Annotated in this window: 17 protein-coding genes; all 17 read left to right on the top strand. The window is 70.0% G+C overall.

What is annotated here, in order from left to right; all coding sequences use genetic code 11:
• Nucleotides 1-199: 199 nt before the first annotated feature.
• The gene (gene typA, locus ABT122_RS23305) at nt 200-2,101 is read left to right on the top strand and encodes a translational GTPase TypA (RefSeq protein ID WP_351555469.1); all 1,902 of its coding nucleotides are present in this window, start codon (nt 200-202) and stop codon (nt 2,099-2,101) included.
• An 835-nt stretch (nt 2,102-2,936) separates the two neighbouring features.
• A complete protein-coding gene (locus tag ABT122_RS23300) occupies nt 2,937-3,968 on the top strand; it encodes an ABC transporter permease (protein ID WP_351555466.1) in 1,032 nt (343 codons plus the stop codon).
• A gap of 100 nt (nt 3,969-4,068) precedes the next feature.
• A complete protein-coding gene (locus ABT122_RS23295) occupies nt 4,069-5,862 on the top strand; it encodes an ABC transporter substrate-binding protein (RefSeq protein ID WP_351555463.1) in 1,794 nt (597 codons plus the stop codon).
• A 115-nt stretch (nt 5,863-5,977) separates the two neighbouring features.
• On the top strand, nt 5,978-6,955 hold the full coding sequence (locus ABT122_RS23290; protein WP_351555460.1) for an ABC transporter permease: 978 nt from the start codon (nt 5,978-5,980) through the stop codon (nt 6,953-6,955).
• A gap of 10 nt (nt 6,956-6,965) precedes the next feature.
• Complete coding sequence (locus ABT122_RS23285) at nt 6,966-8,027, top strand: ABC transporter ATP-binding protein (protein ID WP_351555458.1); 1,062 nt, start codon at nt 6,966-6,968, stop codon at nt 8,025-8,027.
• 14 nt (nt 8,028-8,041) lie between these two features.
• The gene (locus ABT122_RS23280; protein WP_351555455.1) at nt 8,042-9,163 is read left to right on the top strand and encodes an ABC transporter ATP-binding protein; all 1,122 of its coding nucleotides are present in this window, start codon (nt 8,042-8,044) and stop codon (nt 9,161-9,163) included.
• A 185-nt stretch (nt 9,164-9,348) separates the two neighbouring features.
• The gene (locus ABT122_RS23275) at nt 9,349-10,281 is read left to right on the top strand and encodes a GNAT family N-acetyltransferase (RefSeq protein ID WP_351555452.1); all 933 of its coding nucleotides are present in this window, start codon (nt 9,349-9,351) and stop codon (nt 10,279-10,281) included.
• 189 nt (nt 10,282-10,470) lie between these two features.
• A complete protein-coding gene (locus ABT122_RS23270) occupies nt 10,471-12,105 on the top strand; it encodes a peptide ABC transporter substrate-binding protein (RefSeq protein WP_351555449.1) in 1,635 nt (544 codons plus the stop codon).
• 86 nt (nt 12,106-12,191) lie between these two features.
• Entirely contained in the window at nt 12,192-13,115 is a 924-nt protein-coding gene (locus ABT122_RS23265) for an ABC transporter permease (protein WP_351555446.1), read from the top strand.
• Nucleotides 13,108-14,088 carry an ABC transporter permease gene (locus ABT122_RS23260; RefSeq protein WP_351555443.1) on the top strand — a complete coding sequence of 327 codons (981 nt, stop codon included), beginning with the start codon at nt 13,108-13,110 and terminating at the stop codon, nt 14,086-14,088. Before ABT122_RS23265 ends, ABT122_RS23260 begins: the two co-directional genes overlap by 8 nt.
• A 10-nt stretch (nt 14,089-14,098) precedes the next feature.
• Entirely contained in the window at nt 14,099-15,088 is a 990-nt protein-coding gene (locus tag ABT122_RS23255; RefSeq protein WP_351555440.1) for an ABC transporter ATP-binding protein, read from the top strand.
• Nucleotides 15,081-16,148 carry an ABC transporter ATP-binding protein gene (locus tag ABT122_RS23250; protein ID WP_351555437.1) on the top strand — a complete coding sequence of 356 codons (1,068 nt, stop codon included), beginning with the start codon at nt 15,081-15,083 and terminating at the stop codon, nt 16,146-16,148. The genes ABT122_RS23255 and ABT122_RS23250 overlap by 8 nt, the downstream gene beginning before the upstream one ends.
• A 192-nt stretch (nt 16,149-16,340) precedes the next feature.
• A complete protein-coding gene (locus ABT122_RS23245) occupies nt 16,341-17,258 on the top strand; it encodes a hypothetical protein (RefSeq protein WP_351555434.1) in 918 nt (305 codons plus the stop codon).
• Between the two features lie 619 nt (nt 17,259-17,877).
• Entirely contained in the window at nt 17,878-18,072 is a 195-nt protein-coding gene (locus tag ABT122_RS23240; protein ID WP_351555431.1) for a hypothetical protein, read from the top strand.
• A 128-nt stretch (nt 18,073-18,200) separates the two neighbouring features.
• Complete coding sequence (mshB, locus tag ABT122_RS23235) at nt 18,201-19,082, top strand: N-acetyl-1-D-myo-inositol-2-amino-2-deoxy-alpha-D-glucopyranoside deacetylase (protein ID WP_351555428.1); 882 nt, start codon at nt 18,201-18,203, stop codon at nt 19,080-19,082.
• Complete coding sequence (locus ABT122_RS23230; RefSeq protein ID WP_351555425.1) at nt 19,079-19,519, top strand: DUF6113 family protein; 441 nt, start codon at nt 19,079-19,081, stop codon at nt 19,517-19,519. The genes mshB and ABT122_RS23230 overlap by 4 nt, the downstream gene beginning before the upstream one ends.
• Before the next feature lie 206 nt (nt 19,520-19,725).
• Nucleotides 19,726-21,981, top strand: a complete 2,256-nt coding sequence (locus tag ABT122_RS23225; protein ID WP_351555422.1) for a peptidoglycan binding domain-containing protein — start codon at nt 19,726-19,728, stop codon at nt 21,979-21,981.
• Nucleotides 21,982-22,136 lie beyond the last annotated feature (155 nt).

Raw genomic sequence — 22,136 nt, 5'->3', positions numbered from 1 at the left:
GGTGTTCAGTCGCGCCGGCCGCGCTCCCCCCACCCCTCTCACTCCGTGGTCCGCGTCTCCCCCTCCGGACCGGGAGGCCCCCCGCGCGGCGGCCCCGTACCATGGGACAGAGCCGCGGCGTGTCCGCCCCGGCAGGGCGTACGAGGAAACAACGCCGCATCCACGCCGCATCCCACGATCGAGAGAAGCGCCAGCCAGCATGCCCACGCGCCACGACATTCGTAACGTCGCCATCGTCGCCCACGTCGACCATGGCAAGACCACCCTGGTCGACGCCATGCTGAAGCAGGCCGGAGCCTTCGCAGCGCACCAGCACGTCGATGACCGGGTCATGGACTCGAACGACCTGGAGCGTGAGAAGGGCATCACGATCCTCGCCAAGAACACGGCGGTGAAGTATCACCCCAAGGCCGGCGGGGCGCCCATCACGATCAACATCATCGACACCCCCGGCCACGCCGACTTCGGTGGCGAGGTCGAGCGCGGTCTGTCGATGGTGGACGCGGTCGTCCTCCTGGTCGACGCCTCCGAGGGCCCGCTGCCCCAGACCCGCTTCGTTCTGCGCAAGGCCCTCCAGGCCCGGATGCCCGTCATCCTGTGCATCAACAAGACGGACCGTCCCGACTCCCGTATCGACGAGGTCGTCAACGAGACCTACGACCTCTTCCTCGACCTGGACGCGGACGAGGACCAGATCGAGTTCCCGATCGTCTACGCCTGCGCGCGGGACGGCGTCGCCTCGCTGACCAAGCCCGCCGACGGCACGGTCCCCACCGACAGCGACAGCCTGGAGCCGTTCTTCTCCACCATCCTCCAGACGGTCCCGGCCCCGGAGTACGACGAGTCCGCGCCGCTCCAGGCCCATGTCACCAACCTGGACGCCGACAACTTCCTGGGCCGCATCGCGCTGCTCCGCGTCGAGCAGGGCGAGCTGCGCAAGGGCCAGACCGTCGCGTGGATCAAGCGCGACGGCACCATGGCCAATGTCCGCATCTCCGAGCTGATGATGACCGAGGCGCTCACCCGCAAGCCCGCCGAGGTGGCGGGCCCGGGCGACATCTGCGCCGTGGCCGGTATCCCCGACATCATGATCGGTGAGACCCTCGCCGACCCGGAGAACCCGATCGCGCTGCCGCTGATCACGGTGGACGAGCCGGCGATCTCCATGACGGTGGGCACCAACACCTCGCCGCTGGTCGGCCGCGGCGGCACCGGCAAGGGCGCGGACGCCAAGTCCGCGGTCAAGGACCGCAAGGTCACCGCCCGCCAGGTCAAGGACCGGCTGGAGCGCGAGCTGGTCGGCAATGTCTCCCTCCGCGTGCTCGACACCGAGCGCCCGGACGCCTGGGAGGTGCAGGGCCGCGGTGAGCTGGCGCTGGCCATCCTGGTCGAGCAGATGCGCCGGGAGGGCTTCGAGCTGACCATCGGCAAGCCCCAGGTGGTCACCAAGCAGGTCGACGGCAAGGTCCACGAGCCGGTCGAGCGCCTCACGGTGGATGTCCCCGAGGAGCACATGGGCGCGGTCACGCAGCTCATGGGCACCCGCAAGGGCCGGATGGACAACATGTCGAACCACGGCTCCGGCTGGGTCCGCATGGAGTTCGTCGTCCCCTCCCGCGGCCTCATCGGCTTCCGCACGGAGTTCCTGACCAACACCCGCGGCACCGGTATCGCCCACTCGATCCACGAGGGCCACGAGCCGTGGTTCGGCGAGTTGAAGACCCGGAACAACGGCTCGCTGGTCGCCGACCGCTCCGGCGCCGTCACCGCCTTCGCGATGACCAACCTCCAGGAGCGCGGGGTGCTCTTCACCGAGCCCGGCACCGAGGTCTACGAGGGCATGATCGTCGGTGAGAACTCGCGCGCCGACGACATGGACGTGAACATCACCAAGGAGAAGAAGCTCACCAACATGCGCTCCTCCTCCGCCGACTCCTTCGAGGCGATCGTCCCGCCGCGGAAGCTCTCGCTGGAGCAGTCGCTGGAGTTCTGCCGCGACGACGAGTGCGTCGAGGTGACCCCGGAGTCGGTCCGTATCCGCAAGGTGAACCTGGACGCCCGGGAGCGCGCCCGCGCCGCCTCCCGCGCCAAGCACGGCTGACAGGCCCCCTGCGCGCCCCTGGCGCGTGATTGACCGAAAACGGCCCGGGTGGCCCCTCCAGGAGGGGCCACCCGGGCCGTTTGCGTCCGCCCCTCGCGTGGGAAGCTGTGGGATTGGACCACGCGCTCTCCGGCGTCCGTCAACCGGTTTTCCTACCCCGTCTGTCCGACTATCGGGCGTAGCTCACCGGAAACCTGCATTAACAGTCCGTTTCGGGGGTGTCTGTCTGCGATCCCTTTGTCCGGATTGTGGTCCCTGGGCCTGGACTGATGTTGCCAAAACGAGATGCTTTAAGTGTGGTTTACGGCCCGAACTTACCCAATAGTTGGCTTCACTGAGCTCGGGTCAACGGGTCATGCGCTGTGGGGAGCGCCGACTCACGAGCACACGGGGTACAGCTCTTCGCCGTCAGGGGTGTCGGCGGGGGTGTCCTGTGCCCAGCCTTGCAGTGAACACGTGGACTCATGAGGAGGAACCCATGCGCGGTGCCACGAGCGCCAGTGGGGTCGGGTCGTCACAGATGGCTTGTACGGCCGGTTTCCAGCGCATTCCATCCGGTCAGGCAGCCGACGTAGGCCGCCGATCCTGAGCCCCGGTCAACCGCTCGGCTCGCGCTCCTGAGGGTGGAATCTATCCCCATTGACGCACTTTCCAGCCGCTCTGCCCGTGGATGATCCACGGACGTGAGGCAGTACGGCCGCACCCGCTCCGGGTACGGCCGGCGATGGGGAATCGTCATCCGGCAGCAGACTGACGTCACGAGTGCACCCACTCGGCCGTCATGGCTGCCGTGCGCAGGACCGCGGGTCACCCGACACCCGTGAATGGACACACCATGACCAGTCCAATCGAGGCCGAGGCCACGGACGCCTCAGTCGCCTTGGACAAAGAGACCGCGACCAAGAACGACGCCGCGGACGGAACCAACCACACCGGTCGCTCGCCCGGCCAGCTGATGTGGGCGCGCTTCAAGCGCGACCGCGTCGGCCTGATCTCCGCGGGCGTCGTGATCTCCTTCTTCGTGATCGCCGCACTGGCGCCGGTGATCTCCAAGCTGTACGGCAAGGACCCGTACACGCTCTACCCGGACACGATGCCGGACCTGCTGGACGACTTCTCGATGCCCGTCGGGTCCTTCGGCGGCGTCTCCGGCGAGTTCTGGTTCGGTGTGGAACCCGAGCTGGGCCGCGATGTGTTCACCATGCTGCTCTACGGCATGCGCACCTCGCTCTACATGGCCCTGGTCATCACCGTGCTCATGGTGCTCACGGGTGTGGTCATCGGCATGGTCGGCGGCTACTTCGGCGGCCGGGTCGACTACTGGCTCGGCCGGGTGACCGACTTCTTCCTCGCCTTCCCGAGCCAGCTCTTCTTCATCGCCTTCATGCCGGTGGTCACCGCGCTCTTCGTCTCGCCCACCGACGAGACCCCGACCTATCTGCGCGCGGTCTCGATCATCCTGGTGATGTGGTTCCTCGGCTGGATGGGCATGGCCCGTCTGGTGCGCAGCTCCGTGCTCTCCCTGCGGGAGCGCGAGTTCGTCGAGGCGGCCAAGGTGTCCGGCGCCTCGCGCTGGCGGATCGTCCGCAAGGAGATCCTGCCCAATATCGTCACGCCGATTCTGGTGCAGGGCACCTACATGCTGCCCAGCTCCATCCTGACCATCGCCTTCCTCTCCTACGTCGGTGTCGGCTTCGTGGAGCCCACCCCCGACTGGGGCCGGATGTTCGCCATCGGCAGCAAGGTCTACGAGCAGAACCCGGCGTTCATGTTCTTCCCGGGCGTCGCCATGGTGGTGTTCGTCCTCGCGTTCAACCTTCTCGGCGACTCGGTCCGGGACGCGTTCGACCCCAAGACCGGACGGTGACGTCCAAGGGCGGGGGTGGCTGCCGCCCCCGCGCCGGGCAACCGGACGGTCAGGCAGCTTGTGCTGGATATACAAAGGACAGGTAGGTGCAACGAGCATCATGAAGCCCCTTCGCTCACGTACAGTGCGTGCGATAGTCGTCGCTGCCGCGGCCGGCTCCCTCGCGCTCACCGGGTGCTCCAAGGACAGTGGCAGCACCAAGGACGAGTCCAAGACGCAGAAGGACGCGGCGGCTCAGTCCAAGCCGGTTGTCTACGCGGACGCGGCGGCCTCCAACGGCCCGGCGGCCGAGGTCCCCGGCGCCAAGCCCGGTGGCACCATCAACGTGTTCATGCAGTCGGGTCTGAGCCACATGGACCCCGCGCAGATCTACGTCAGCGACGCGGGTCAGTTCTCCAACCTGATCCACCGCGGTCTGACGAACTTCCAGGAGGACGACAAGGGCAACCTGTCCGTCGTCGGTGACATCGCCACCGACGCCGGCCAGATGTCCGACGGCGGCAAGACCTGGACGTTCAAGCTCAAGGACGGCATCAAGGACGAGAACGGCAACGTCATCACGTCCGCCGACGTCCGCCACACCATTGAGCGGATGTACGCGAAGTTCATCTTCGACGGTCCGTCCTACGTCCAGACCTGGCTCTCCGGTTCCAAGTACCGCGAGGCGCTGCCGGACGGCCCCTACAAGGGCAAGCACCTGCCGGACTCGGTCCTGGCCACCCCGGACGCGAAGACCGTCATCTTCAAGTTCAAGGACGCCCAGCCGGACCTGCCGCAGGCGCTGGCGATGGCGGGCTACTCCATCGTCCCCGAGAAGGCGGACACCAAGGAGAAGTACGACAAGCGCCCCGCCTCGCTGGGCCCGTACAAGCTCGCCGAGGTGAAGCCCGGCAAGTCCATGAAGATGGTCAAGAACACGAACTGGGACCCGAAGACCGACGCGGTCCGGCACCAGTACGTCGACGGCTATGACTTCTCCTTCACGATCGACCAGGGCAGCCAGACCAAGCGTCTGATCGCCGACCAGGGCGACGCGAAGAACGCCATCCAGTTCACGGACTCGGTCGACCCGACCATGATCAAGGACGTCGTCAGCGACGCGGCCGTGAACAAGCGCAGCATCAAGGGCTACCAGCCCTACGTCTGGCAGATGACCTTCAACTTGGACAAGATGAAGGACAAGAAGATCCGTGACGCCATCACGCACGCGATCCCCAGCCAGCGCATGATCGCCGCGGACGGCGGCAAGTACGGCGGCGAGCTGGCCGGCGGTCTGATGGCCCCCACCCTGCCGGGCTACGACCCGACCTACGACCCGTTCGGCAAGGCCAAGAAGCCCAACGGTGACAAGGTCAAGGCCAAGGCGCTGCTGGAGGAGGCCGGTTTCCAGAAGGGAACCAAGATCACCTACGCGCACTCCAACACCCCGCGCGGGCAGAAGCAGGCCGTGATCATCAAGTCGACCCTCACCGATCTGGGCTTCGACGTCCAGTCCAAGGAGATCGACCGCGCCACGTTCTACGAGCAGGTCGGCAAGCTGGACAACCCGTACGACCTGTACATGACCGGCTGGGGCCAGGACTGGCCGTCCCCGTCCACGGTCATCACCCCGACCTACGACGGTGACCTCGTCGCCGACGGCGCGTCGAACTACTCGCACATCAAGGACGAGCAGGTCACCAAGGGCATCGACGAGGCCCTGAAGCTCAAGCCCGAAGAGGCCGCGAAGAAGTGGGAGGAGATCCACCACCGCATCGTGGAGGAGATCAACCCCGCCGCCCCGGTCTACTACTCGAAGCAGATCCAGCTCTCGGGTTCGAATGTCGGCGGCGTGCGGTACAGCGTCGAGTCGAGCTACATCGACATCAACGACCTGTTCCTGAAGAAGCCGTAACACCGGTCCACAAGAATCCGGTTACCGGTTGATCCGTGGGGGCGCGCCAGGCGGAGCGCGCCCCCACGGCCCCACCTCTCCACCCCGCCGCCTTCGAAGAGAGCAGCCTTCCGCGATGCTTCAGTTCCTCATCCGCAGGTTGACCGGCGCCGTCGTGATCATGTTTTTGATCGGCGCGTTCACGTTCTTCCTGTTCTACACAATCCCCCAGGACTTCGCCCAACTCGCCTGCGGCAAGAACTGCACGCCGGAGAACATCGCGGTCATCCGCGAGAACCTCGGGCTCGACAAGCCCATCACAGCCCAGTTCTGGGACTTCATGGGCGGCATCGTCACCGGCCGCGACTTCGCCATCGGGCACTGCCCCGCGCCGTGTCTGGGAGTCTCCTTCGAATCCCAGGAGTTCGTCTGGGAGTCGATCATCGACCGCTTCCCGCTGACGCTCTCGCTGACCGTCGGTGGTCTGGTCATCTTCCTGGTCCTGGGCCTCGGGTCCGGACTGCTCGCCGCGTGGAAGCGCGGCACCTCGCTCGACAAGATCGTCAGCTCCGCCTCGATGGTGCTCAGCTCGTTCCAGATCTACTTCCTGGGGCCGATCGTTCTCGGAATCTTCGTGTACAGCACAGGCTGGCTGGAGAACCCCAAGTACGTTCCGTTCCTGGACGATCCGGCGGGCTGGGTGGTCGGCATGATCATCCCTTGGGCCGTGATGGCGACCATCTTCACCGCCCAGTACACCCGTATGGCGCGCTCCACCATGATCGAACAGCTCCAGGAGGAGCATGTCCGCACCGCGCGGGCCAAGGGCATGAGGCAGCGGTACGTATTCTTCAGGTACGCCTGGCGAGGCTCGCTCACCCCCATCGTGACCATTCTGGGCATGGACCTCAGCGGTCTGCTCGCGGGCGCCGTGGTCACCGAGTTCACCTTCGACCTGGCCGGCATCGGCCGCCTCGCGGTGGACTCGTCGCTCAGCAAGGACCTGCCGATGACCATGGGCGTGATGTTGTTCGGGGCCTTCTTCATCCTGATCCTGAACATCCTCGTGGACCTCGCCTACGCCTACATCGACCCGCGCGTGCGCCTCGCCTAGGAGAACGACCGTGACCACACTGACCAAGACCGAAGACACACCGGCCCCGACCGGGCCGGAGGCCTTCCTCTCGGTTCGCGACCTGCGGGTGCGGTTCTCCACCGAGGACGGCATCGTCAACGCGGTCGACGGCCTCTCCTTCGACGTCGAGCGCGGCAAGACGCTGGGCATCGTGGGCGAGTCGGGCTCCGGCAAGTCCGTGACCAACCTGACCATCCTCGGACTGCACAACCCGAAGACGGCCGCCGTCGACGGAAAGATCCGTCTGGACGGCAAGGAACTGGTCGGTGCCCCCGAGAAGGACCTGGAGAAGCTCCGCGGCAACAAGGTCGCGATGATCTTCCAGGACCCGCTGACGGCTCTCTCGCCGTACTACACGGTGGGCCGCCAGATCGCCGAGCCCTACATGAAGCACACCGGAGCCTCCAAGAAGGAGGCGAAGGCGCGCGCCATCGAGATGCTCGACAAGGTCGGCATCCCGCAGCCCGCGACCCGCTTCAACGACTACCCGCACCAGTTCTCCGGCGGTATGCGCCAGCGCGCGATGATCGCCATGGCGCTGATCTGCGACCCCGACCTGCTGATCGCCGACGAGCCGACCACCGCGCTCGACGTGACCGTGCAGGCCCAGATCCTCGATCTGCTCAAGGACCTCCAGCAGGAGTTCGGTTCGGCGATCATCTTCATCACCCACGACCTGGGCGTCATCGCCAACATGGCCGACGACCTGCTGGTGATGTACGCGGGACGGGCGGTGGAGCGCGGCAGTGTCCGCGAGGTGCTCCAGACCCCCAAGCACCCCTACACCTGGGGACTGCTCAGCTCCATGCCGCGCCTCGGGGGCGACCTCGACGAGCCGCTGGTGCCGATCCCGGGTTCCCCGCCGAGCCTGCTGAACCCGCCCTCCGGCTGCCCCTTCCACCCGCGCTGTACCTTCAAGGAGAAGGTGGCCGACGGACGGTGCTCGGGCGAGCGGCCCGCGCTGGCCGACGGGCGGGCCAGCGCCTGCCACCTCACGTCGGACCAGAAGCAGTCCATCTTCATTGATCAGATCAAGCCCCGGCTGGGTTAGGGAGACGCAGAGACATGAGTGAGAACGTCACTCTGCCCAAGCAGCAGGGTTCCAAGGAAGGGCCCGGTGAGCGGCGCGAGCCGCTGCTCACCGTCGAAGGGCTCCAGAAGCACTTCCCGATCTACGGGGGCTTTCCCTTCAAGCGCCAGGTCGGTGCCGTCAAGGCGGTCGACGGGGTGGACCTCCAGGTCTACCCCGGCGAGAGCCTCGGCCTCGTCGGCGAGTCCGGCTGTGGCAAGTCCACCACCGGGCGGCTGGTGACCCGGCTCCTGGAGCCGACCGGCGGCAAGATCACCTACGCCGGGCAGGACATCACCCACGCGAGCCGCAAGCAGCTGGCGCCGATCCGGTCCGAGATCCAGATGATCTTCCAGGACCCGTTCTCGTCGCTCAACCCGCGGCAGACCGTCGGCACCATCATCAAGAGCCCGATGGAGGTCAACGGCATCAACCCGGCCGGCGGCCGGGAGGCCCGGGTCCGGGAGCTGCTGGAGACCGTCGGTCTCAACCCGGAGCACTACAACCGCTTCCCGCACGAGTTCTCGGGCGGCCAGCGCCAGCGCATCGGTGTCGCCCGCGCCCTGGCGCTGGAGCCCAAGCTGATCGTCGCGGACGAGCCGGTCTCCGCCCTGGACGTCTCCATCCAGGCGCAGGTCGTCAATCTGCTCCAGAAGGTCCAGGACGAGCTGGGGATCGCCTTCCTCTTCATCGCCCACGACCTGGCGGTCGTCCGGCACTTCTCCGAGCGCGTGGCCGTGATGTACCTGGGCAAGGTGATGGAGGTCGCCGACCGCGACTCCCTCTACCAGCGCCCGCGCCACCCGTACACCCACGCCCTGCTCTCGGCGGTGCCCGAGGCCGATGTGGACGGCGGGAAGAAGGAGCGCATCCGGCTCTCCGGCGACGTCCCCTCGCCGATCATGCCGCCCTCCGGCTGCCCCTTCCGCACCCGCTGCTGGAAGGCCCAGGACAAGTGCGCGTCGGAGGCACCGCCGCTGGTGCGGCTCTCCGGCAACCGCGAGGGTCACCTCACCGCCTGCCACTTCCCCGAGGAGCCCACGATCGAGGCCCGCGGCAAGGACGTGGTCCTGGACCCGGCGCTGGCGGCGCTGGAGGAGAAGCACGGCGAGAGCTGAGCGGAACCGCTCCGGCCGAGCCGAGCCCCGGACACCCCGCGGTGTCCGGGGCTCTCCGCTGTCCGGCCCCGGCCGGCCCCCTCCGCCGGCTCCCTCCCCAGCCAGGCTCTCCCGCCGCCGGCCCCCTCCCCGCGCCGGTGGTTAATGCGTTGCGGCGCCCCGGCCCCGCCCCCGACAGTGATCCGATGGACGACCTCACCGTGCGGCCCGCCACCCCCGGGGACGCGCCCGCCATCTGCCGCCTGCTCAACGCCGTCGATCTGATCGAGACGGGCCGGGCGGAGACCGACCTGGTCTCCGTGAAGGCCGACCTCACCCACCCGGAGGCCGCTCTCGCCGACAACTCCTGGCTCGCCCACCGCGGCGGCGAGCTGGTCGGCTACGGACTGCTCTGGGACGACTCCGGTGCCGAGCGCATCGACATGGACCACTACATCCTCCCGGAGCACCAGGACGCGGGGGAGCGGCTGCTCGAACTGATGGAGGCCCAGGCGGTCCGGCGGGCCGGGGCCAACGGCGCCGCCCGCGCCGTCGTCCACCTCCATCTCCATGTGCGCCCCACCCTGGACACCTCCCTGCTCACCCGCCGGGGCTGGTCCACGGTCCGCCGCTACCACGTCCTCACCCGCCCGCTGGCCCCCGCCGACGACCCCGTCCCCGCCCTCCCGGAGGGTCTGACCCTGCGGGACTGCCGGGACGAGGCCGACCGCCGGCGCGCCCATGAGCTGCTCCAGGAGACCTTCGCCGACCACTTCGACCATCATCCGCGCGGCTACCGGCAGTGGCTCGACGACCTGGGCGAGCACATCGACTGGTCCCTGGTGTGGATCGCCTCCCGCACCGGCTCCGGCGACATCGGCGCGATGGTGACCACGAACCACCGCGAGGCCCACGGCTGGATCAACAGCCTGGGCGTCCGGAAGGAGGCCCGCGGCCGGGGCGTCGCCGGTCTGCTGCTCCGCCATGCCTTCGGGGTGTACGCGGGGCTGGGCCGCACCACCCTGGGGCTCGGCGTGGACACGGGCAACGAGACGGGCGCGCTGCGGCTGTACGAGGCGCACGGCATGGCGCTCGGCTACGCCGTCGACACCTGGGAGGTGACCCTGCCGGCCGGCTGAGCCCGTCTCCCGGGCGGCCGTCCCGGCGGGCTCCGGCCTCGTCCGTACGGCGGCGGCCGGCGTGCGGAATGCTCCCCCTCGGGGTGATATTCGGTCCTAGGGCCTTTCGCGTGGATCAGGGTGGATCAGTGAGCCCGGCCCGATCCGCGCGAAAGGCCCTGAGCGAGACTCAGGACTGGGAGGCACTCCATGCGCGGAGCCGGAGCCGGGCACGCCCCGTGGGCCGTCTGCGCGGTGGCCCTCGCCCTGCTGGCGACGGCCTGCGGAGGAGGCACCGCCGGGGGCGGCAGCGGCCCCGACGGAATCGTCAGCGCCTCCTGGGGCGACCCGCAGAACCCGCTGGAGCCCGCCAACACCAACGAGGTGCAGGGCGGCAAGGTCCTCGATCTGCTCTTCCGGGGGCTCAAGCGGTACGACCCGGGGACCGGCGAGGCCAAGGACATGCTGGCCGAGCGGATCGACACCTCCGACTCGGTCACCTTCACCGTCACGGTGAAGGACGGCTGGACCTTCAGCAACGGCGAGAAGATCACCGCCCGCTCCTTCGTCGACGCCTGGAACTACGGCGCCGACCTCAGGAACAACCAGCGCAACGCCTACTTCTTCGGCTACATCGAGGGGTACGCCGATGTGCACCCGGACACCGGCAGTCCGAAGGCCACCACCCTGTCGGGCCTCAAGGTCACCGGCGAGCGGACCTTCACCGTCAAGCTCAGCCAGAAGTTCTCCACCTGGCCCGACACCCTCGGCTACGCCGCCTTCGCCCCGCTGCCCCGGGCCTTCTTCGACGACCACGCCGGCTGGCTCGCCAAGCCCGTCGGCAACGGCCCGTACACCGTCGACGCCTATGTCCGGGGCTCCCAGATGTCCCTGCGGAGATGGGACGGCTACCCGGGCGCCGACCGGGCCCGCAACGGCGGGGTCGACCTGATCGTCTACACCGACAACAACACCGCCTACACCAATCTCCTCGCGGGCAATCTCGACCTGGTGGACGATGTCCCGGCCGCCCAGCTCAAGAATGTGAAGTCCGACCTCGGCGACCGCTATCTGAACACCCCGGCCGGCATCATCCAGACCCTCGCCTTCCCCTACTACGACAAGGCGTGGAACACGGCGGACGGCGCCAGGCTCCGCACCGGCCTCTCCCGGGCGATCAACCGCCGGCAGATCACCGACACGATCTTCCAGCGGACCCGTACCCCCGCCAAGGACTGGACCTCACCGGTGCTCGGCGTCGACGGCGGCTTCAAGGACACCCTCTGCGGGGACTCCTGTGTCTACGACGCCGCCGCGGCCAGACGGCTGGTCGACGAGGCCGGCGGCATCCCCGGCGGCCAGATGAAGATCACGTACAACGCCGACACCGGCTCCCACAAGGACTGGGTGGACGCCGTCTGCAACAGCATCAACAACGCCCTGGGCAAGGACCGCGCCTGTGTCGGCAACCCGGTCGGCACCTTCGCGGACTTCCGCGGCCAGATCACCGAATCCGCGATGCCCGGCCCCTTCCGGGCCGGCTGGCAGATGGACTACCCCCTGATCCAGAACTTCCTCCAGCCGCTCTACTACACCAACGCCTCCTCCAACGACGGCAAGTGGAGCAACGCGGAGTTCGACCGCCTCGTCGACCAGGCCAACGCCGAGAGCGACACCGCCAGAGCCGTGGAGATCTTCCAGCGGGCCGAGGAGGTGGTGCGCGACGAGATGGCGGCGATTCCGCTCTGGTACCAGAACGGCAGCGCGGGCTACTCGGCCCGGATCTCCAACGTGACCCTGAACCCCTTCAGCGTCCCGGTCTACAACGAGATCACGGTGGCCTGACCGGCCCCGGGACCCACCGCCCCAGCACCCGGGCCAGAGGGCGCAGCCGACCGACCACCGCCGACCGACGACCCCGGGAGACCCTCATGGGACGCTATGTCATCCGGCGTCTGCTCCAGATGATCCCCGTCTTCTTCGGCGCCACCCTGCTGATCTTCCTCATGGTCAATGTGATGGGCGACCCCATCCAGGGGCTCTGCGGCCAGCGGGCCTGCGACCCCGCCACCGCCGCCCAGCTCCGCAAGGAGTTCGGCCTCGACAAGCCGGTCTGGCAGCAATACCTCACCTATATGGGCAATGTCTTCACCGGGGACTTCGGCACCGCCTTCAACGGCCAGCCCGTCGCCGAGCTGATGGCCGACGCCTTCCCGGTCACCGCCCGGCTCACCCTGGTCGCGATCTTCTTCGAGATCGTCATCGGCATCACCCTGGGAGTCGTCACCGGGCTGCGGCGCGGCCGGCCCGTCGACACCTCCGTACTGCTGCTGACCCTGGTCGTCATCTCCATCCCCACCTTTGTCACCGGCCTGCTGCTCCAGCTCCTGCTGGGCGTCGAGTGGGGCATCATCAAACCCGCCGTCTCCCCGGGCGCCCCCCTCGACGAACTGATCGTCCCCGGCCTGGTCCTCGCCTCCGTCTCCCTGGCCTATGTCACCCGGCTGACCCGGACCTCCATCGCCGAGAACGCCCGCTCCGACTATGTCCGCACCGCCCGGGCCAAGGGGCTGCCCCGCCGCCGGGTCATCACCCGCCATCTGCTGCGCAACTCCCTGATCCCGGTCGTCACCTTCATCGGCACCGACATCGGGGCGCTGATGGGCGGCGCGATCGTCACCGAGCGGATCTTCAACATCCACGGCGTCGGCTACCAGCTCTACCAGGGCATCCTGCGCCAGAGCACCCAGACCGTCGTCGGCTTCGTCACCGTGCTGGTGCTGGTGTTCCTGCTGGCGAATCTGCTCGTCGACCTGCTGTACGCCGTACTCGACCCGAGGATTCGCTATGCCTGAGCCGCCCTTCGACGACCAGGGAGCCATCGCGCCGACCGGTGCGGGCGGCGCCATGGACCTCGCCGCCAGCGAGGGCGAGTCCCTGGAGCGCCTCCCCGGCGGCCCCCTCGGCACCGGCCCCACCGAGAAACCCCGCAGCCTCTGGTCCGACGCCTGGCGCGATCTGCGCCGCAACCCCGTCTTCCTCGTCTCCGGGCTGATCATCCTCTTTCTCGTGGTCATCTCGCTCTGGCCCTCGCTGATCGCCTCCGGCAACCCCCTCCAGTGCGATCTGGCCAAGGCCCAGGAGGGCTCCCAGCCCGGCCATCCCTTCGGCTTCAACGGCCAGGGCTGCGATGTCTACACCCGTACCGTCTACGGCGCGCGCACCTCGGTCACCGTCGGCGTCTGCGCCACCCTCGGGGTCGCGCTCCTCGGCTCCGCGCTCGGCGGGCTCGCCGGGTTCTACGGCGGGGTGTGGGACGCGATCCTCTCCCGGCTCACCGATGTGTTCTTCGGCATCCCCGTCATCCTCGGCGGACTCGTGCTGCTCTCCGTGGTCAAGTCCAACACCGTCTGGCCCGTCATCGGCTTCATGGTGCTGCTGGGCTGGCCGCAGATCTCCCGGATCGCCCGGGGCTCGGTGATCACCACCCGGCACAACGACTACGTCCAGGCCGCCCGTGCGCTGGGCGCCTCCAACTCCCGGATGCTGCTGCGCCACATCGCCCCCAACGCCGTCGCCCCCGTGATCGTCGTCGCGACCATCGCCCTCGGCACCTTCATCTCCCTGGAGGCGACGCTCTCCTACCTCGGTGTGGGGCTCCGGCCGCCCACGGTCTCCTGGGGCATCGACATCTCCTCCGCCTCCCCCTACATCCGCAACGCCCCGCACATGCTGCTCTGGCCGGCCGGCGCCCTGGCGGTCACGGTGCTCGCGTTCATCATGCTCGGCGACGCGGTGCGCGACGCCCTCGACCCCAAGCTGCGCTGAGGAGCCCGTGATGCTGCTCGAAGTACGCGATCTGCACGTCGAGTTCCGTACGAGGGACGGGGTCTCCCGGGCCGTCAACGGGGTCGGCTACACCGTCGAGGAGGGCCGCACCCTCGCCGTGCTCGGCGAATCCGGCTCCGGGAAATCCGTCACCGCCCAGGCCGTCATGGGCATCCTCGACACGCCCCCGGGCCGGATCACCGGCGGCCAGATCCTCTTCCAGGGCCAGGACCTGCTGAAACTCAAGGAGGACGAGCGCCGGAAGGTGCGCGGCGCCCGGATGGCGATGATCTTCCAGGACGCCCTCTCCTCCCTCAACCCGGTGCTCAGCGTCGGCGACCAGCTCGGCGAGATGTTCATCGTCCACCGGGGTCTGAAGCGCAAGGAGGCGCGCGCCCGCGCCGTCGACCTGATGGAGCGGGTCGGCATCCCCGGCGCCGGGGAGCGCGTGCGGCAGTACCCGCACCAGTTCTCCGGCGGTATGCGCCAGCGGATCATGATCGCCATGGCGCTCGCCCTGGAACCCGCCCTGATCATCGCGGACGAGCCCACCACCGCCCTCGATGTCACCGTCCAGGCCCAGGTCATGGAGCTGCTCGCCGATCTTCAGCGCGAGCTGAACATGGGGCTGATCCTGATCACCCACGACCTCGGGGTCGTCGCCGACGTGGCCGACCGGATCGCGGTGATGTACGCGGGCCGGATCGTGGAGACCGCCCCCGTCCACGACATCTACCGGGCCCCCGCCCACCCCTACACCCGGGGCCTGCTGGAGTCGATCCCGCGTCTGGACCAGAAGGGCCGCGAGCTGTACGCGATCAAGGGCCTGCCGCCCAATCTGATGAAGATCCCGCCCGGCTGCGCCTTCCACCCCCGCTGCCCGCTCGCCCAGGACATCTGCCGGACCGACGAGCCCCCGCTGTACGAGGTGTCCGCCGAGCGCCGCAGCGCCTGCCACTTCTGGCGGCAGACCCTGAACGAGGGGACTCCCGATGACTGAGGCGCGTGAGGCGGGTGAGACGGACAGGACGGGTGAGGCGATCCTCGACGTGCGCGGGCTGGCCAAGCACTATCCGCTGACCCGGGGCATCCTCTTCAAGAAGCAGATCGGCGCGGTCCGGGCCGTCGACGGCGTCGACCTCGATCTGCTGACCGGCGAGACGCTCGGCATCGTGGGGGAGTCCGGCTGCGGGAAGTCCACCCTCGCCAAGATGCTCGTCCATCTGGAACGCCCCACCGCCGGAGTGATCCGCTACAAGGGCGAGGACATCACCCGTCTCTCCGGCCGCGCGCTCAAGGCCGTCCGCCGCAACATCCAGATGGTGTTCCAGGACCCGTACACCTCGCTCAACCCCCGGATGACGGTCGGCGACATCATCGGTGAGCCCTACGACATCCACCCCGAGGTCGCCCCCAAGGGCGACCGCCGGCGCAGGGTGCGGGAGCTGCTCGATGTCGTCGGGCTCAACCCCGAGTACATCAACCGCTATCCGCACCAGTTCAGCGGAGGCCAGCGTCAGCGCATCGGCATCGCCCGGGGCCTGGCGCTCCGGCCGGAGATCATCGTCGCCGACGAACCGGTCTCCGCGCTCGATGTCTCGGTCCAGGCGCAGGTCATCAATCTGCTCGCCGCGCTCCAGCGGGAATTCCGCCTCACCCTGGTCTTCATCTCCCACGATCTGTCGATCGTGCGCCATATCTCCGACCGTGTCGGCGTGATGTACCTGGGCCGGGTGGTGGAGCTGGGCCGGGACGAGGAGATCTACGACCACCCCACCCACCCCTACACCCAGGCGCTGCTGTCCGCGGTGCCCGTCCCCGACCCGCTCGCGCGGGAGCACCGCGAGCGCATTCTGCTCGGCGGCGACGTCCCCTCGCCCGCGCACATCCCCTCCGGCTGCCGCTTCCGCACCCGCTGCTGGAAGGCGCGGGAGCGGTGCGCCCTGGAGGTCCCGCTGCTCGCGGTCCCGGCCGAGTTCAGACTCGCCGAGGGCCCGGCGAAGCATCCCTCCGCCTGCCACTTCGCCGAGGAGAAACAGGTGGTGCCACCCGGCGGATGATCCCCGGCCGACCGGTGGAACACCCTTTTACCTGCGGGTAATCCACCCGAAGCCACGGTGATACACGGCCCCGGCAGGCTGCGCTCTGTACGGCCGTGCGGGTGCCGTGGACCGTCCGGGGGTTCGCCATGTGGCCCCCGGGCGGTCACCCGTCCTCTTGTTCACCCGTACGGGCGGATGCACGATCGCAGCGTGACACTTACGAGGGGCTCCAGGATCACCACCGCGGTCCTCTGCGGCACGCTCGCGCTGATCACGGCGGGCTGGATCGCCCGCGATCTCACCAAAGCCGGCTCCCCGGACGAACTGTGGCATCTGTGGACCGCCGACGCCCAGCCGCTGCCGCCCGCGACCTCGCTCGAACATCCGCTGCTCCTCGCGGTGTACGTCGTCCTGCTCGCCGCCGCCCTCCGTCCGGGGCTCACCCCCGGCGCCCCGGCGGCGGCCGGGGTGATCACCCTCGCGCTCTGGCTCCCCGGGCTCTGGGTGCTCGGCTCCGGACGGCCGGGGCTGCGCGCCACGGACGAGCTGCGCACCCTCGCGCTGTACGCCACCTTCGCGGCGCTGGCCCTCGGGGTCGGCCTGCTGACCACCGCGGTGGTGGGCCCCCGCACCCGCCCGCGCGGCCCGGCGCGGGGGGTGCCCGTCGCCGCGTCGGCGCTGCTCGGCGGGGCGGCGGGGGTGCTGGCGGGGTGGGAGATCCGTACGGCGGCGCTCTCCCCGGAGCCGTACGCCGACCGCTTCACCGGCGGTGTGCCCGCGCTGCCGCCGCTGCTCGCGATCCCGCCGGGGTGGCTGACCTCGGTCACCGTCCTGCTCGCGGGGGTCGCGGCCCTCGCCGCGCTCCGGCCGGCGGCCCTGGTGGCGGGGGTGTTCGTGCTGGGCGCGGGGTTACGGGGAGTGGACATCGCCCTCCACAACGGTCTGCTGGGGCGGCTGGGCGAACTCCCGCTGGCGGACCGGCTGCTGGTGGTCTCCTGGTGTCTGGAGGCGGTGGCGGGCGCCGTCGCCCTGCTGCTGCTGGCGGCCCCGCGCCGCCCGCCGGAGCCACCGCCCCGCGCGGCCCCGGCGGGTCCGCCGCCGCCGTCCTCACGCCCCCCGGGCTGGTGAGACGCTCCCGCCGACGGGGCCCGCCGGCACCGCCCCGGCACGGCGCGGTCCTCCGCCGGTCCGGCGCGGGCCTCCGGCGTCTGCTCCCCGCCCATCCGCATGCAGGGAAAAGAATCGGCCAGCATCCGCAGTGCGCGGACCCGGGGGCGGCAGAGGAGCGAGAGACCGTCCCGACACCCCTCTCCCGGTCGGGCGGGCCGATCCGGGCGCTCAGTGATGCTCCGTCCATCCCCTTTCATCACCAGAGATCCCTGGTGTGCACATCGCCGGGCAGCGATCGGGCGCGCAGCTCCGCCCTCCTCGGCCGTGCTCCGCACCGGCCTCCCGGATGTCCGGCCGGAGACCTCGGGGAAAAGAAACCGGCCAACTCAAGAGAACGGTGCCCGGATGCGGGGCGCCCGGAGTGCGGTGCGGGGGGTCTTGCGCACCGACAGGGAAAGGAGTGCTCTGTCCTGAGAGTCGTATGACCGCCCCCGAGAGCTGTGCGCCCCCATGTGCTGCTGTGCACCGATCAATGCGTTCGCACGGATAGTTATGATCCGTAGCGCAAGGTGGGTAGGAACCCTCCGGCACATGCAAGCTGCCCGTCCCGACCGAATATCTGTGGAGGTGAACCGCCGTGGCACTCTCCATTTCGGCGGTGCTGCTGCTGGCGATCATCGTCTTCCTGCTGATCCGGAAGTCCGGGCTCAAGGGAGGGCATGCCGCGGTCTGCATGTTGCTCGGTTTCTATCTCGCGAGCTCCAACCTCGCCCCGACGATCACCGATCTGACCTCGAATGTGGCGGGGATGATCGGGGACTTCAAGTTCTGAGTGCGCCCCCGGCGCGCCCGGGGCGTGCACTCCGGCGCAGCCCCGGGGGACGGGTTCGCCGGGCCGGATGATCAGGGGCTGCCCGCTCCTGCCCGTACGGCACGGCGGCGCCTCGTAGGCTGTGCCGTATGAAGGATCTCCCCGCCCGCCGGCTGCTCCTGGTGCACGCGCACCCGGACGACGAGTCGATCAACAACGGCGCGACGATGGCTCTGTACGCCGCCGCCGGCGCCCAGGTCACCCTCGTGACCTGCACTCTCGGTGAAGAGGGCGAGGTCATCCCCGCCGGTCTCGCCCATCTCGCGCCGGACCGCGAGGACCGGCTCGGCCCCCACCGCGTGGGCGAACTGGCCGCCGCGATGAAGGAGCTGGGGGTCACCGATCACCGCTTCCTCGGCGGCCCCGGGCGCTTCCGGGACTCCGGGATGATGGGCGTCGAGCAGAACCACCGCGCGAACGCGTTCTGGCGGACCCCGGTCGACGAGGCCGCCGGGTATCTCGTCGAGACGATCCGCGAGCTGCGCCCCCAGGTGCTGGTGACCTACGACCCCGACGGCGGATACGGGCACCCCGACCACATCCAGGCCCACCGGGTCGCCCTGCGCGCCGCCGATCTGGCGGCCGAGCCCGCCTACCGCAGGGACCTCGGCGACCCGCACACCATCACCAAGATCTACTGGAACCGGGTCGCGCGCTCGGTGGCCGAGGCGGAGTTCGCCCGGCTGCGCGCCGAGGCGCCCGGAGCGGTCGCCGCGGTCGGCGATGTGCCGGGGGTGGTCGACGACGCGCGGATCACCACCGAGATCGACGGCTCCGCCCAGGTGGGGCGCAAGGCGGCGGCGATGCGCGCCCACGCCACCCAAGTCATCGTGGACGGGAACCGCTTCGAGCTCTCCAACCACCTGTTCCAGCCGCTTTTCGCCACAGAATGGTACGAATTGGCCCGGGGTGAGTCGGGGGCGCGCGCCGGTGAGCGGGAGCGCGATCTCTTCGCGGGGGTGGCCGAATGAGCGGGCGCAGCGCCCCCGGCGCTCAGCGGCCCGTGTCACTGCGGCTCGGCAGGGCCGCCGCGTACACGGGTCTCGCCCTCCTCGGCGCCGTGGTCGGAACGGCCGGTTCCCTGGTCCAAGGGGCCTGGTTCCCCGGCGGTTTGCTGCTCTCCCTGCTGGCCGCCGCGGGCCTGTTCCACGGCTCCGGGAAGCTGACGGGCACCCCGTTCGGGGTGGTGGCGTCCGGAGTGGGCTGGCTGGGCGCGGTTCTGCTGCTGAGCATGGGGCGACCGGAGGGCGATGGGGTCTTCTCCGCCGGAATCGGACCGGTTGTGTTCATTATCGGCGGTATGGCCATCGCTGTGATGTGTGCCACGATGACGCGCCCGGCGCAACCGGGCGGCGGCACCGCCCGACTTGACGAGAAGGGGGCGCGCGGGACCCCCGGCAAGCGGTAGTTCCGGTGTCCCCCTAGGGTGGGTCGCCACGGAGAGCGCGACATCCCCGACCCGGCCATGCCCGTACGGCCGGAGAGCAGGGCGCTCTGCGGAGTCAGACGGTGAGTGTCCGTGGCGGCCAGTATGGTGGTGCGCGCCGCCGAGCCGCCCACAGCAGTAGCTATCCAGTAAGAAACGGGCGGCGAAGCCAACCGGGAGAACCTGCTTTGAGTCGTGAAACTGACAGTTCGTCCTCCGGGCCCCAGGGGCGCGGTGGAGCCGCGTACCCCTCGGGGACACCGCCGTACGGATCGCGCCAGTATCCGTCCCAGCATCCTGCGCAGGACGCTCCTGACGGTGCGGGCGCCGGTGGGGCCGACGGCTCCGCCGAGCCGGGGGCGGACGGCGCCAGGACCAAGTCCGAGCCCAAGACCGAGACGACGCTGACGACCCGCATCCGGATCAACATCCCCGGGTCGCGGCCGATTCCGCCTGTCGTGATGCGCAAGCCGATGGGCGACGCCGAGGCCGGCGCGAGCGCCCCGGTGGAGCCGGGAGCGCCGGGAGCGCCGAGGGCCTCCGCCGAGCGGGACCCGGAGCGCACGGCGGCGATGCCGGTGATCGGCGGACCCCGGGCGCCGTCCGTGCCCGCGCCCGCCAGGGAGCCCCAGACGCCGCCGCCCGCCGAGAAGCCCTCGGGGAACGACTGGTTCGCACCGCGCAGAGGGACGAACGGGGCGGGCATCCCCTCCCCGGCCGCCGGTTCCGCTTCCGGTGCCGCAGCGGGTTCCGGTCCCGGTTCCGGTTCGGTGCCGGCCCCCGGGACCGACGGTGCGGGGATTCCGTCCCCCGCCGGGTCCCCGGACGCCTCGCAGGGCCGGGGTCTGCCGGGCGCGCCCGGGGGCACGGCTCCCGCGCCCCGGGAGCCCGACCCGCTGACGGCCCCGCTGGACCAGGTCGAGGGAGCCCAGGGCGCCGCGTCCGGCCCTCAGGGCACCCCCCCGGGCCAGACGTACTTCGCCGACGCGGCGAACCGGCCCGCCCCGGCCGCGCCCCGGCCGCGCAGCGCACTGCGCGACCTCGCGGCGGGTGCCGCCGCCACATCCTCCGGCGGAGCCACCGGCTTCGCCCCCGGCGGGGGTTCCGCTCCGGCGGGTCCCGCCGAACCGACCGGGGCCACCTCCGGGCCGGCGCGGGGCACCATGCCGGTGCGCGGCCGCCCGGCCGGGGACACCCCCGGCACCCCCGCGGCCCCCGGCGCGCCCCGGCTGTCCGACGACACCGCCGTGCTGACCCCGCAGAAGCTCGTCCCCGAACCGGCGAACCCCGCCGGGCCCGGCGGGCAGGTCTCCGGGGACACCCTCACCAGCGGCATCCCCGTGGTCCCGGCCGCCCGGACGCCGAAGGCCGGCGGCGACTTCGCCGCGCCGGGAGCCCCCGGCACACCCGGCGGCCCCGGGGCGACGGGCCCCGGCGGCACGCCCACCCCGGCCGCCGCGCCCGCCCCCGCTCCCCGTCCCGCGCCGCCCGCCGCCAAGAAGAAGGGCCGCTCCAAGCTGGTCCTCCTCGGCGCGGCCGTGGTCGGGCTGGCCGGGATCACCTACGGCGCGGGACTGCTGCTCAACCACTCCGAGGTCCCCAAGAGCACCACGGTCCTCGGCGTGGACATCGGCGGCGGCACCAAGGAGCAGGCGGTCGTCAAGCTGGAGCAGGCCCTCGGCAAGCGCGCGGCCACCCCGCTCCAGCTCACGGTCGGCGACAAGAAGGAGCAGCTGGCCCCGGACAAGGCCGGGCTCGTCCTGGACACCCAGGCGACCGTGCGGAAGGCCGCGGGCAGCGACTACAACCCGGTCTCCGTGATCGGCTCCCTCTTCGGAGACGCGCGGGTCGTCGAGCCGGAGATCCCGGTGGACGAGGAGAAGCTGAGCGTCGCGCTCAGCGATCTCGCGGGCGAGTCGGGCTCGGTGGTCGAGGGCACGATCACGTTCGAGCCGGGCAAGGTGATTCCGGTCCCCGGCAAGGCGGGCCAGACCCTGGATGTCGCGCGCTCGATGATCTCCGTCAAGGACGCGTTCCGGGCCCAGGTGGCGACGGGCCGGCCGAACGCGGTGACGCTGCCGGTGGCCAAGCGTGAGCCGGCCGTCGGCCAGGCCGAGGTCGAGCGGGCGATGAAGGAGTTCGCCGAGCCGGCGATGTCCGGTCTGATCACGATCAAGGCGGGCGGCCGGGGGATCGACTTCGGTCCGGCGATCTCGCTCCCGAGAATTCTCTCCATGAAGCCGGTGGACGGGAAGCTGGTCGAGGTCTACGACAAGAAGGCGATCGAGGAGCTGCTGGGCGGGACGTTCGAGGGGGTGCTGATCACCAAGGGGGACGGGAAGCAGCATCAGCTGAACGCGGATGATGTGGCGCAGGCGATGGGGCCGGCGCTGCGGGGGAAGACTCCGCAGGAGCGCACGGTGGAGATTCCTCTGGGCGGGTGAGTCTCCCGGCCCCCCTCCGAGAGCCCGCCGCCTCCCCCTCCCGGCCCCTGCGCCACGGGTGCCCGCACAGTGCGGGCCCCGGGGGGGGGGGGGGGCCCCCGCCCCCCCCCCCCAAGAAGGCGCGGGGGGGGGGGGTGGGGGGCGAGGCCCCCGCG

The organism is Streptomyces sp. NPDC001985 (genome assembly GCF_040296845.1).
Classification (GTDB): Bacteria; Actinomycetota; Actinomycetes; order Streptomycetales; family Streptomycetaceae; genus Streptomyces.
The sequence above is the reverse complement of the archived record's forward strand: the minus strand, read 5'-3'. Positions and strand labels throughout refer to the sequence as shown.